Below are 11,742 nucleotides of genomic sequence, written 5' to 3' on the forward strand. Positions count from 1 at the left end.
AATTTCAAAGGTGGTACCCGCCACGTGATTTATCCGTGGAATCAATCCCAAATCGAAAATCGAAAATCCTCAAGCCCCCGCATTTATCTCGCGCAAGTCAATCTAAAATCTAAAATCTAAAATCTAAAATCGATTGACCACTCGTGCGATCGCCCTTTCTCCTATTCTTCCCTTTCCTGCAACCACCGATCGTACAAATCCGATCGCCTTTGGCGCGTTCTTTCAATTTGCTGTTCCCTGCGCCAGCGAGCAATTTCCGCGTGATTACCAGACAGCAACACGTCGGGCACCTTCAATCCTCGAAAATCCGCCGGTCTAGTGTACTGCGGATAATCCAAAAGTCCGTCCTCAAAACTCTCAAACTTCAGCGAATCTTCCTTCGCCACAGTTCCCCGCAGCAATCGCAAAACCCCATTAATCAAAGCCAAAGCCGGAATTTCGCCCCCCGTGAGCACAAAATCCCCCAAAGACACCTCGCGAGTGACCAAATGCAGGACTCGATCGTCCACACCTTCATAATGACCGCAAATCAATACCAACTGATCGCGAGCGGCCGCCAACTCCCGAAACATCCCCTGCTGCATCGGTTCCCCCTGGGGAGTCAGCAAAATCACCTCCCGCCTCGGCAAAACCGGCAGCGACTCCACCGCAGCAAAAATCGGTTCTGGCTTCATCAGCATCCCCACTCCGCCCCCGTAAGGCTCATCATCTACTCGCTGGTGCTTGTCTGTGGTAAAATCGCGGGGATTGACAAAATTCACCTCAGCAATCTTTTTAGCTAAGGCTTTGCCCATCAGTCCCGACTCCAGGGGAGCCCGGAAAAATTCTGGAAATAGGGTAACAACGTCAAATCGCACAATTATTGGAATTTCATTGATACATCACCTCTAGTTTGACCCTTAGAGGGAGTTCAGTTTTCAGTAATTGCTTTATTCTTTATAATTTCTTATAATTTCTGAGAATTTTTGCAAGTTAAATTTTCTTCCTTTGTCGGCGGGCCGGTTTTGTACAAAAATAATCTGTTTTTCATGACAGCGACTGCAAGTAAACTCGCCCCCAAACAACTGCGGGATCGCGCGATCGGCGATCGCACCTCACTTGCACAAACAAAAATTTATTCTTAAAAAGCCCTATTGTACCCACAGCAACGGCAAAATTGAATTTCACATCCAACAGAGGAAGACACACCATGCAGCAGTTGACATCTCAAGCCCTTGAACACAATATTCCCCAGCGCACAAAAACCTCGATAATGGTCATCGGGGGAGCCGAAGACAAAGTTCACGGGCGAGAGATTCTGAACACCTTTTTTTGCCGTGCTGGGGGTGCAAACGCTCGGCTGGCGATCGTTCCCTGCGCTTCGCGAGATCCCGAAGGAATTAGCAACCGCTACCGCACAATATTTGACGAAATGGGCGTTAGCGCCGTCAAAGTAGTGGACATCCGCGAACGCGAACAAGGGGAAAACCCCGTCTGGAAGGATTACTTAGAAGACTGTACGGGCGTATTCATCACAGGTGGCGACCAACTGCGGCTCTGTGGGCTGCTGGCGGACACCCCGCTGATGGAGAAAATTCGCAAAGAAACTCTCGAAGGCAAGATTACCCTCGCTGGCACCAGCGCGGGTGCGGCGGTGATGGGATATCACATGATTGCAGGCGGTGGGAGTGGCGCGTCACCGAACCGCTCTTTAGTAGACATGGCAAACGGACTTAACATTATTCCTGAGATCATCGTCGATCAGCATTTTCACAACCGCAACCGCATGGCTCGCTTGCTGTCGGCTGTGGCTTGCCATCCAGATCGCCTCGCTATTGGTATTGACGAAGACACCTGCGCCTTGTTTGAGGGAGACGATACTATGAAAATTCTCGGTAAAGGCACTGTGACTATTGTTGATTCTAGGGAAAATTTTTATACCAATGAGTCTATGGTAGGAGCGACAGAACCCTTAAGTCTGTTCAATATGCGCTTGCACGTCCTGTGTCACGGAGATTGCTACAATATGCCCCTAGGCAAACCAATGCCATCAGGAGCGTGTTCCGAGTCGGGCTGGCCCCCCGAATGCCGCACAGCCAACTAACGTAGAACATCTCTTGTCATTGATTCGGCAGAAATTAGGCGGCATTCCGGCCGAATCATGGATACAACAATAGAATAGATTCCGAAGCAGCCACGGTCTGACCCCAAGAGGCCGAACCACAGAAAATTCTAGCTTCGGGCTTTGAGTTTTTGCTAGCCATGAATCTGTACTTGTTTTTAGCTGATCGCAGGGGCATGAATTTTCAATTGGGTAGCCCATAACTGGAAATTCACTCTCAAACTGTTCGTAGCGAACAGTCGATCGAGCAATCTAGATCGAAATTGAATAAATGCTCCAATTATCTATAAGATTTCGCGCCCCATACCCCTCTAACTGCCATGAAAATACTTAAAATCCAGACATTACGCGGCCCCAACTACTGGAGCATCCGACGCCAGAAACTCGTCCTGATGCGTCTGGATTTAGAGGAGTGGGCAGATAAAACCACAGCGGAAATTCCTGGCTTCTATGAAGGGTTGATCGCCACACTTCCGAGTTTGAACGACCATCACTGTTCTCCAGGCCATCAGGGAGGATTCCTGCAACGGGTCAGAGAAGGCACAATGATGGGACACGTAATCGAACACGTCGCTCTAGAACTTCAGGAAATGGCAGGAATGCCGGTCGGGTTCGGCCGTACCCGCGAGACTGCGACCCCAGGCATTTACCAAGTAGTAATCGAGTATCAAAACGAACAAGCAGGTCGCTATGCAGCGCGGGCGGGCGTGCGGATGTGCCAAAGTATTGCTGAGACAGGCACTTATCCAGCAGCAGAATTAGTCCAAGATTTGAGAGACCTGAGAGAGTTTGCGGCGTCGGCGGCCCTGGGGCCGAGCACGGAAACACTGATCAAGGAAGCAGAAGCCCGCGGCATTCCTTGGATACCTTTGAGCGCCCGGTTTATGATTCAACTCGGCTACGGGGTTCACCAAAAGCGGATTCAGGCAACTCTGAGCAACCGGACGGGAGTTTTGGGGGTAGAACTTGCCTGCGACAAGGAAGGTACCAAAAATATCCTCGCCAGCGCCGGCGTGCCGGTTCCCAGAGGAACGGTGATTCATTATTTGGATGAACTGCGCGGGGCGATCGAAGATGTCGGAGGTTATCCGATCGTCCTCAAACCCCTAGACGGCAACCACGGCCGTGGCATTACGATCGACATCAATTCCTGGGAAGCAGCAGAAGAAGCCTACGACTTAGCCAGCGCCGCATCAAAAACAAAAAGCGTCATTGTCGAGCGCTATTACGTCGGCCGTGACCACAGAGTATTGGTAGTCAACGGACAAGTCATAGCAGTCGCAGAACGAGTCCCCGCTAACGTCGTGGGCGACGGCCGGTCTACAGTAGAACAGCTTATTGAAGAAGTAAACAGCGACCCGCAGCGAGGAGACGGACACGACAACGTGCTCACCCGGATCACGATCGACAAATTGTCCCTGGATTTGCTGCAAAAACAAGGATACGCGATGGATTCCGTAGTGCCTGCCGGCGAAAGAGTATTTTTGCGCGCGACAGCAAACTTGAGTACCGGTGGCATTGCAGTCGATCGCACCGACGAAATCCACCCAGAAAACGTCTGGCTGTTTTCCAGAGTCGCCAAAATTATCGGTTTGGACATCGCCGGCATTGACGTAGTAACTCCCGACATCTCCCAACCCCTGCGCGATGTCAACGGCGTCATCGTCGAAGTCAACGCAGCACCGGGTTTCAGAATGCACGTCGCCCCGAGTCAAGGTTTACCCCGCAACGTCGCCGGCGCCGTCTTCGATATGCTATTCCCTTCGCCTCAACCCAGCCGGGTGCCAATTTTAGCGGTAACGGGAACCAACGGCAAAACGACAACCACTCGCCTACTTGCTCACATTGTCAAGCAGACAGGTCAGATTACTGGCTACACGACTACCGACGGCACTTACATCGGCGATTATTTGGTCGAAAGCGGAGACAATACCGGGCCCCAGAGTGCTCAATTGATTTTGTCTGACCCAACGGTAGAAGTGGCCGTGTTGGAAACGGCTAGAGGCGGAATTTTGCGATCGGGCCTCGGCTTCGATCTGTGCGATGTCGGCGTCGTCTTGAACGTCGCGGCAGATCACTTGGGAATTGGCGACATCGACACCGTGGAACAACTTGCCAAACTCAAGAGCGTCCTCGTCGAGTCGGTAATGCCCAAAGGCTATGCAGTTTTGAATGCAGACGACCCGCTAGTATCACAAATGGCGCAGCGTGTCAAGGCTCAAATTGCATATTTTTCCATGAACCCGGACAACGAACTGGTTGCCAAACATACCGCTGCAGGCGGGCTGGCAGCGATTTACGAAAATGGGTATTTGTCGATCTTAAAAGGCGATTGGACGCTGAGAATTGAGCAGGCTGTGAACGTGCCGCTGACGATGGGCGGGCGCGCGCCGTTTATGATTGCCAATGCTTTAGCAGCTTGTTTGGCGGCTTTTGCCCAAGGATTGAAAATAGAAGATATTCGCGCTGCTTTGTCAAGCTTCCAAGCATCGGTGGGTCAAACTCCCGGAAGGATGAACTTGTTTAAATTGGGCAGCTACCACGCTTTACTCGACTACGCCCACAACCCCCACAGCTACAAAGCTTTGGGCAGTTTCGTGCTGAATTGGCAGGGACTGCGGATCGGGGTAGTCGGCGCCCCCGGAGACCGGCGAGATGAAGATTTTGTCACGCTGGGCAAACTTTCGGCCGAGATGTTCGATCGTATCATTGTCAAAGAAGATCTTGACAGGCGCGGGCGAGAACCCGGTGTTGTGGCAAAGTTAATTTGCCAGGGAATTGCAGAGGCGATTTCTGCCGGAACCGCAAAGAAATCTCAAGTTGAATACGAGTTGATTCTCGACGAAACAACGGCTGTTAACAAGGCTTTAGACGAGGCGCCGGCCGGCAGTTTGGTAGTGATTTTACCTGAAAGTGTCAACAAAGCTTTGAGTTTAATTGAGATGCGGAAACCGATTAAGGAATCTGTGGAAGTGCAAAATGGTTTAGATCGATCGAAGTCACAGGAAAGTTTAAAACCGACCGTTGTGAATCAAGGCTAAACTCTTAAGTCTCATTTAATTAATAGGTTGGGTTAACGAAAGGAAACCCAACCTTTTTGCTTTAGACAACCGCCGTATTATCTTTCAATATTTTCTCTGTTACCTCAATCAGTTCGCAAACAGAATTGTGCGTAAGTTGTGTAGTTTTAAACCCATGAGCAATAGCGTTCCGCAAAGAAAGCGCATTCATTAATAACTGATATTCGGATTTAGAAATCACGCCCTCAACCGTCAGTTGTTTCACTAAATACAGCGGTTCTAATCTTTGCAAACTTAGCTCTTCTTTATGGGCAACAATCCTCAAAGTTGCCTCAACTAAAGACCAAGAATATAGCATTGCTGACTCTAGATGTTGTGTTACAAGTTGCTTGGCGACTTGCAAACCCAACTCTATTTCATGCTCTTGAAAAGAATCCTCAGCTTGGGAAATATCGACTGCATCCTCCGAGTTAGTCATCACTAACTCAAACCTCCAGCCGGGATTTTCTGCTACTGCTTGGGCTAAATTACGTAGATATGTAGTAGAGGGTGACTTGAGTGAAGCGCGTGACTTGACTGCAATAACCACCGATTCTTCGCCCCGGCGCACTATCAGATCCGGGCGATAGCTTTTAAGGAAGTCCGGTAAATCTTCAGAGTTTGGATGAAATGAAATTTCATAACCTTTCTCACGATACTCCTCTGCTAGTTTCAGCAGTTGCTCTCTTTCTATGTTTGCAGTTGGGGTTGCGATCATGTCAGTACCTCTTTGTCAGGAGCATCAATTACGACAATGTGCAAGAATTCATTACCACGGGCAAATCCTTCCGCTAGAATCGAGGTCATATTTTCTACTTTAAAGTTAGTTGATAAATTCCTCTTGCGGACTAGAACATCAGTTACTTGATCGTCATCGACATAGGCTAGCCCGATAATTGCATCTTGAATTGGCTTTACTATGTTGTCTACATCGATTTTAACAGAATCGTAGAAATAAGTTATCTGAAGCATCACTAGGCCAGTAGCTGTTTTCTGCTCCGAAGACCAGTATTGTTCAGCCTCTTGCCTCACTGTCACTTTCCAAGCTTTAAGAAGAGCTCGCCTACGAGCTTGTTGTGATACTGGTGGGCCATCTACTATGAACTCAAATCTCGCCAAAGTGTTTCTAAATAGAATCCCCAACTCTAAATGCTATTATTTTGATAGCTGGCCATAAGCTTGCGCTGTACAAGTCTTGCGGGAGGTCAGCTTCCCAGCAAAAAAACCTATCAGGGATTGAAAAAAGGGCAGTCTTGCACGCTGGGGCAAACCACCTAAAACCCTATCAGGGATTAATACTATATGTGGTGTGGCAAGGAAGCTGTGTTGACACCACATATAGCGCTTGTTTCAATACTTCACCGTTAGTGGCAAAGACTTGATGCCCAATTCTGCGATCGATGCAAGCCGATCGCACAACCGCCGCCAACCAAACTGTCGCACTACTCCGATGCAACCCGCCGTACCCGGCATATTGGCGTCAAAATGAATGCCTAGTTCGGCTCTTATGCCATGAATTGAAATCACGGGGTCAGGCGTGATATGAAAAAATAATCCTTCAACTCCCCGCGTGTCTAACCAGTAACCCTCAGTTGGTATTGCATACTCGCCAGCAGGAATAGGCCCTTTGCCGCGTACCCACTCATCACCAGGGCGCTGATAATCTGCACAGCCGGAAGTTGCCACATAGTCGATCGCCTGTCCATTGGGATAGACAAGTTGTAAATTACCATAAATTAGATCCAAGGATTGAGCTAACGACATTGTAAAAATTAGTTTGTGCATTTTATTTTTTGCTTAATTTGTTCAATTAGATTTTGAATTTCTGCAAGTGTCTTTTTACCAAATACCAAATTTTGCAAATTGGCGATAGTCATGCCTTGGATGTATCCATACTCTTTCGCCAAATCTTCTAAGCAATCTAATAATTGAGATTTGCTAGGATTAGCGGCTTCTAAAAGTTGTTTAGCTTTGTCTATGGTCATTCTGCGACTTGGGAGGAGAAACAAGCAAACCACCCAATCCCGTGAGTATTGGTGCTAAAAAAGGCAATAACGGAGTTGGGCTTTCTTTTTGGAAGACTAAGATTGTTCCCGCGCCGACCAGCATAATTACAGAAATATTGAGGGAAGCAACCGTAAAGCGATACGAGTATTTATCCATCTAGAATCCCGTTGTATCGTTATCGTATTGCTTTAGCAAATCTTCCTGCACGTCTTGAATTTCTTCTCGAATATGATATCCGTGATGAACTTTAAGAAACTTTTGCAGAGATCGAATCTCTCCGCGCAAGCTAATAAACAAGCTTCTAAGAACAGTAATCTTGCGCTGAATAGTAGCTAAAAGCGTAAGCACCCCTCTGGTGACATTCCAAAGCACAATGAGACTAATTAATGAAGTTAAAATCGTCCCTAACAATGATGCCAATTCTGTTAAATTTTTCAACCTCTTCTCAACTCATTAATTTATTGCCCGGTGTAGCTTTCAATAACTAGCGCGATTTCTTTATGCCAGCGAGCCGGCTCAAATTTAATGCGGTATTCAACTGTCAACTGAGGCAGGATTATTAAGACTTGGCGCTTGAGTGGTACAGGCCAGTGCGAGGCTTCAAAATCGGGGCCCGCGCTACTCCCTAACAATTGCGTCAATCTTCCCCCTAGCCACCATGTAGGCTTGGCTTGCTGCGAGATAGAGTAAGCCCTGATAGTGTGCTGCGTGAACGTACCAGGGATTAAAATTTTTGGAATTGGATTTTCACCCGTTGCTGCGTGGAATTGATTGTAGACAGTTGTCCAATTGCTCTCATCATCTAGAGGCATTTTTTGTTGTTAAGAGTCAACTTAATTAAATAAAAATTGTTAACCGTTGCTTAAAAAGTTAACAATTTTTATTCGCAAATTATTAAGGAGTAGTGGTACTACCGCGTTTCTTTTTACTTTTCGTAGTCGTGGCAACGGTTGTTTGTGCAGCCTCAGTAGTTGCTACGACTGTCGCTGTACTAGCAACTGCAGCAGCATTAGGCACAATCGGATATGTTCGCCCGCCTTCAATACTAAAAAAGGGTTTGATTTCAGTTGCTCCCAGCACACCTGTCGTATTAATTTTTGTGGCAGGAATCAACTCTCCCAGCGCGTCGGCAATTTGTGCGACAGACATAAACGAGGGGAAAGTTATGTGCAACTTTCTATTAGTACCTTTGGCAGTTTTCAATCCAGTAATTAACTGAATTTTTTTACCTCCCGCACGAGTATTAGCAAGGTAAATCCTTTTACCTTCGGCAACAACAACATCTGCAAAGGTTCCATCAGGCTTAGGCATACTTCGGGTATACCCTGCGCGGTCTACTAAATCGCCTTCGCTAGGAGTGTATACTCTGTCTTTAATATCGAGAAAATTCGCAACGCGCTCAATGCAACTGCAAGTGGTACGGTAAGCGTCTGTACCCGTCCCTGTGACTCCTTTTCCCGTATATTTGATGAGAAAACTAAATCGACCCATAAGAATTATCTCCTTTTATTTTCAGAAATTACCCTTACCCTACAGTCGGATTAGCCGAGTCAAGGTTGACCCCTACATTCGACAAAACTGTACTGGTTCGGGGGAAATACAGTTGATTCGAGACGGTGCGAACAATTGCGCCGTTTGTTGCTGGTGGATAACCCAGAATTTTTTTGCCAGCTTCTAGGGATTCGTTTTTTTGCGCTGCCGCAATTGAAGCAGCTTCCAGAAGCTTGACTAAGAATTCATTAACGGTATAGTCAGCAGGAAAACCTCTCCCTTCCCACCAAATTCTCAGCGCTTCATCTTCAATTGCTTGAGCCAATTCTTGCGGGGTGATATCGTTCATTTTTGTAAATGGTGTTAAGTGGTCATAAGGTTTTGTTCGGTAACTTCACCTTAAATTTTTTCCTTGAAGGTGTCAATGGCTAAATTTCTTGCTCTGTGCAGGTTTCAGCTCTAAAGTTTTGTGCCGAACCCTAGGGTTCGGCACAAAACTTTAGAGCTGAATTGCTCAAATTGTAAATTTTTGTAAAGGTATTGTTAACCTAAAGGTTTTAAAATTGGCGGTGCGTTTTCTGGCCACAAGTCAAACTCGATCCGCTGTTCTTCCCAGATGTTGCCCGCGATATCTTCCCGCCCTTCTAAGTCTGTGGTCCGTTTTTTCCAGATAAGTACAGCTTTGCAAGGATAGACCAGATAAGGCAATGAACGCCGCCGCGTTGTTGGGTTGACATAACCCGAATCACGGACTCCATTAGGCAAGATTTCAGCAGTTGAAAGTACCAACAACTCGTTAATCTTTCTCAAAGCTTCTGCTTCTGTTGCACCGTAACACTGCATTTGATGCCCATTGTTAAGGCGCGCAGTAACAAGTCGTGAGCCAGTTGTGTACTGTTTAGCAGCAATCTTTACTTCTTCCCACGTCAACCCCCGCTTGATGTCAAAAGTTGTGATCTCCCTGCGGCGCGCTCTTCTGCGCCCTGGCATTACCCACGGCGGTGTGGTTTTTTCTCTAAATTCAATTAGCAAGCGCCGCTCTTGAACTCCGGGGGTAATAGTGTCGTCTGTGGGATTGCCATTAATTAGCACTCCAACATCTCTGTTACCAAGCATCTGATGAGTTGCGAGCACATTAACGATTGTTGGGCGCAGTACAGCTTCCGGGCCGCTCAAAATAATGCGTTCGTCGGGTGCGGAGCGATCGGGTGTAATCTCCACAGTGCGATCGACACCCAGCACAGATGCGTTTTGCATTGCTTGCTGAGCCAGCCAAGCATCAATACCGCCAGCGACAGCGAAGCCTGCTTCAATACAAGCTTCTGAACCTTCCTCAAGCATCTCCTCTGTGAAGTTGCGCCAGAAAACATTAGGGATAGATTCGATCTTATTTTCTACCGCTTTGGCGATCGTCCACGATTCGCCAGTTCCCCAATTCTCTATAGTTTGGCCGCCCAGTACAGCCCGCAGCCCTTGACCAAAAACATTATTCGGGTCTTTGAGTGCGCGTCGCACATCCTTGTACAGCCAGAGAAAAGTTGCCTGAGTTCCCATTCTGAATCCAGCATTAATTACTTCGCTGGCCGCGTCGAGCATCTCGTCCAGGGCTTGCTCTCCGACTTCTTTCAATAAATGCGTGCCCAGCGATTGATTGAATGAAAAAACCGTCGCTGCCGGAACTATCCCGCACCCTATCCAGCCGATCGCTCGTCCAACCGCACCGCCCAAAATACCGCCAAAGGAATTCCACAACCCCTCGACTTGTTTGTCGATCGCAGTGTCCGATATATTCCAGTCGAAATTGTAAAGAAACTGAACACCACCGACGACCCAGCTCCACAACTTTGTAAAACTAAAAGAAATTGCGCTACCAATTGCTGAAATTAAAAAGTTGCCAAAACGGAGAGCGCCATTGAAAACAGTTTCCAGAAAACCGCCGCTGCCAGAAGTAGTAATGGCACTCGCCGACCAAGTTCTTATTAATTGACCGCCCGTAGAACTTGAGCGAATTTTTCGGGATGCTAAATCTTTTAAAATCATCCCTATTTTGGGGATTGCTTGAGCAGTTGCCATTAGTTATCTTTCCCCGCTTGTGCGATGTTGTCCCCAATTTGTCGAATACGGGGGCGGCGGTCTGGTGTTTTACCGTATGGGTTTTGCATATCGGTAATGCCCGTCACGTTTCTAAATCCGTCTTCGGCGTTGTCAAGAAAGTCTTCAAAGTCCTCTGCGGGTTTTGGCTGCTCGCTGCCGTCTGCTGGTCGCGTAGGATTTTTAATAGAGTTGGCAAGGTCTAGACTGCCCTTTAAAATCCCTAACAATTGAGACTTAGTATCTTTTTTAGTATCAATTCGCTGCCAGTGGACGGCGCGGATAATGGCTGCTGCTTGCAACAAATCCAGGAAAACGTCGCGCAAAGTTTCCTTTTCTGTGTAATCCATCCCTTTAAGATGCAACTCGGATTCTTTGACTAATGCGTCTATTGATTCAGCCCCAGGGGTAAAGCAAAGAGGTACAGTTACATCAATCTCTTGAGTCTTAAAAGCCATGTACTTAATGATGGACTTTGACGCCAAATACCCTTTAATGGCTTCTTGGCGAGACAATCCCGATTCAACTAAATTCTTAGTATTGATAGCAATCAATGCGTCTACATTTGTAGACAATGACAGCATTTGACCTTCTATTTCAGCAATAGATTCTGCTAAGTTTGGAAACTTAACTTGCTTCTTTTGGTCGCCTTCTTTGGTAACGTCCGCGTCCTTGACGTTTATCTGCACTTCCCATTGTCCCCAGCGTTCATCATCACGCTTAAAAATCCAGTCCATAAAGCTAACCAAATCTGGAATTTGCACCTGTGACGGTTCTGCGGGTTCCTCTCCCTCGTTCGGCACTTCTTGAATAATAGTTGAAGGCAATTCGCCCGGAAATCTGGCAAGCCCTAATTTGGTGTACATTGCGCGTGTTAAACGCAAATTATCGCAGCAACATTGATCCACGTTTTGCCCTGGGGGGGTGACAACCCGCCCCAAATCCAGAGAGCGTAAAGATTTAACCCACTTGTGCTAAAAAAAGATAGGCAGC

Annotated in this window: 15 protein-coding genes; 3 read left to right on the forward strand and 12 right to left on the reverse strand. The window is 47.3% G+C overall.

The window, feature by feature from the left end; genetic code table 11:
* Positions 1 to 161 precede the first annotated feature (161 nt).
* Positions 162 to 857, reverse strand: coding sequence for a tRNA (guanosine(37)-N1)-methyltransferase TrmD (trmD, locus tag QUB24_RS32065; RefSeq protein ID WP_333157580.1), 696 nt, complete (start codon positions 855 to 857; stop codon positions 162 to 164).
* Positions 858 to 965: 108 nt separating this feature from the next.
* Between trmD and QUB24_RS32070 the strand changes: the two genes are divergently transcribed.
* The 3 genes from QUB24_RS32070 (at position 966) to cphA (ending at position 5,142) form a co-directional block, all read left to right on the forward strand.
* Positions 966 to 1,124, forward strand: coding sequence for a hypothetical protein (locus QUB24_RS32070; protein ID WP_333157581.1), 159 nt, complete (start codon positions 966 to 968; stop codon positions 1,122 to 1,124).
* A 65-nt stretch (positions 1,125 to 1,189) separates the two neighbouring features.
* Positions 1,190 to 2,083, forward strand: a complete 894-nt coding sequence (locus QUB24_RS32075) for a cyanophycinase (protein ID WP_333041076.1) — start codon at positions 1,190 to 1,192, stop codon at positions 2,081 to 2,083.
* 338 nt (positions 2,084 to 2,421) lie between these two features.
* Complete coding sequence (cphA, locus tag QUB24_RS32080) at positions 2,422 to 5,142, forward strand: cyanophycin synthetase (RefSeq protein ID WP_333157582.1); 2,721 nt, start codon at positions 2,422 to 2,424, stop codon at positions 5,140 to 5,142.
* A 61-nt stretch (positions 5,143 to 5,203) separates the two neighbouring features.
* On the opposite strand, the gene QUB24_RS32085 is transcribed toward cphA, so the two are convergent.
* The 11 genes from QUB24_RS32085 to QUB24_RS32135 form a co-directional block, all read right to left on the reverse strand.
* Positions 5,204 to 5,878, reverse strand: coding sequence for a hypothetical protein (locus QUB24_RS32085; protein ID WP_333157583.1), 675 nt, complete (start codon positions 5,876 to 5,878; stop codon positions 5,204 to 5,206).
* Positions 5,875 to 6,303, reverse strand: coding sequence for a RusA family crossover junction endodeoxyribonuclease (locus tag QUB24_RS32090; protein ID WP_333157584.1), 429 nt, complete (start codon positions 6,301 to 6,303; stop codon positions 5,875 to 5,877). Before QUB24_RS32090 ends, QUB24_RS32085 begins: the two co-directional genes overlap by 4 nt.
* A gap of 207 nt (positions 6,304 to 6,510) precedes the next feature.
* A complete protein-coding gene (locus QUB24_RS32095) occupies positions 6,511 to 6,945 on the reverse strand; it encodes a hypothetical protein (protein ID WP_333157585.1) in 435 nt (144 codons plus the stop codon).
* Positions 6,933 to 7,145 carry a hypothetical protein gene (locus QUB24_RS32100; RefSeq protein WP_333157586.1) on the reverse strand — a complete coding sequence of 71 codons (213 nt, stop codon included), beginning with the start codon at positions 7,143 to 7,145 and terminating at the stop codon, positions 6,933 to 6,935. The genes QUB24_RS32095 and QUB24_RS32100 overlap by 13 nt, the downstream gene beginning before the upstream one ends.
* The gene (locus QUB24_RS32105; RefSeq protein ID WP_333157587.1) at positions 7,126 to 7,323 is read right to left on the reverse strand and encodes a hypothetical protein; all 198 of its coding nucleotides are present in this window, start codon (positions 7,321 to 7,323) and stop codon (positions 7,126 to 7,128) included. Before QUB24_RS32105 ends, QUB24_RS32100 begins: the two co-directional genes overlap by 20 nt.
* Positions 7,324 to 7,605 (reverse strand): hypothetical protein, encoded by a 282-nt coding sequence (locus tag QUB24_RS32110; RefSeq protein ID WP_333157588.1) that lies wholly within the window; start codon positions 7,603 to 7,605, stop codon positions 7,324 to 7,326.
* A gap of 20 nt (positions 7,606 to 7,625) precedes the next feature.
* Positions 7,626 to 7,979, reverse strand: coding sequence for a hypothetical protein (locus QUB24_RS32115; RefSeq protein WP_333157589.1), 354 nt, complete (start codon positions 7,977 to 7,979; stop codon positions 7,626 to 7,628).
* An 82-nt stretch (positions 7,980 to 8,061) separates the two neighbouring features.
* Positions 8,062 to 8,658: a hypothetical protein gene (locus QUB24_RS32120; RefSeq protein ID WP_333157590.1), complete on the reverse strand. Its 597-nt coding sequence runs from the start codon at positions 8,656 to 8,658 to the stop codon at positions 8,062 to 8,064.
* Positions 8,659 to 8,692: 34 nt separating this feature from the next.
* Positions 8,693 to 9,007, reverse strand: a complete 315-nt coding sequence (locus QUB24_RS32125) for a hypothetical protein (protein ID WP_333157591.1) — start codon at positions 9,005 to 9,007, stop codon at positions 8,693 to 8,695.
* Between the two features lie 194 nt (positions 9,008 to 9,201).
* Positions 9,202 to 10,731 (reverse strand): hypothetical protein, encoded by a 1,530-nt coding sequence (locus QUB24_RS32130; protein WP_333157592.1) that lies wholly within the window; start codon positions 10,729 to 10,731, stop codon positions 9,202 to 9,204.
* Positions 10,731 to 11,615, reverse strand: coding sequence for a hypothetical protein (locus QUB24_RS32135; RefSeq protein WP_333157593.1), 885 nt, complete (start codon positions 11,613 to 11,615; stop codon positions 10,731 to 10,733). Before QUB24_RS32135 ends, QUB24_RS32130 begins: the two co-directional genes overlap by 1 nt.
* Between the last annotated feature and the right edge of the window lie 127 nt (positions 11,616 to 11,742).

The sequence above is a fragment of the Microcoleus sp. B9-D4 genome (assembly GCF_036705105.1).
Taxonomy (GTDB): domain Bacteria; phylum Cyanobacteriota; class Cyanobacteriia; order Cyanobacteriales; family Microcoleaceae; genus Microcoleus.

Bases quoted from the DNA above. Each gene is read 5' to 3' on its own strand.
- QUB24_RS32075 (WP_333041076.1), top strand. From the start codon at position 1,190: ATGCAGCAGTTGACATCTCAAGCCCTTGAACACAATATTCCCCAGCGC.
- QUB24_RS32120 (WP_333157590.1), bottom strand. From the start codon at position 8,658: ATGGGTCGATTTAGTTTTCTCATCAAATATACGGGAAAAGGAGTCACA.
- QUB24_RS32085 (WP_333157583.1), bottom strand. From the start codon at position 5,878: ATGATCGCAACCCCAACTGCAAACATAGAAAGAGAGCAACTGCTGAAA.
- QUB24_RS32135 (WP_333157593.1), bottom strand. From the start codon at position 11,615: ATGTACACCAAATTAGGGCTTGCCAGATTTCCGGGCGAATTGCCTTCA.
- QUB24_RS32105 (WP_333157587.1), bottom strand. From the start codon at position 7,323: ATGGATAAATACTCGTATCGCTTTACGGTTGCTTCCCTCAATATTTCT.
- cphA (WP_333157582.1), top strand. From the start codon at position 2,422: ATGAAAATACTTAAAATCCAGACATTACGCGGCCCCAACTACTGGAGC.
- QUB24_RS32100 (WP_333157586.1), bottom strand. From the start codon at position 7,145: ATGACCATAGACAAAGCTAAACAACTTTTAGAAGCCGCTAATCCTAGC.
- QUB24_RS32130 (WP_333157592.1), bottom strand. From the start codon at position 10,731: ATGGCAACTGCTCAAGCAATCCCCAAAATAGGGATGATTTTAAAAGAT.
- QUB24_RS32115 (WP_333157589.1), bottom strand. From the start codon at position 7,979: ATGCCTCTAGATGATGAGAGCAATTGGACAACTGTCTACAATCAATTC.
- QUB24_RS32125 (WP_333157591.1), bottom strand. From the start codon at position 9,007: ATGAACGATATCACCCCGCAAGAATTGGCTCAAGCAATTGAAGATGAA.
- QUB24_RS32095 (WP_333157585.1), bottom strand. From the start codon at position 6,945: ATGCACAAACTAATTTTTACAATGTCGTTAGCTCAATCCTTGGATCTA.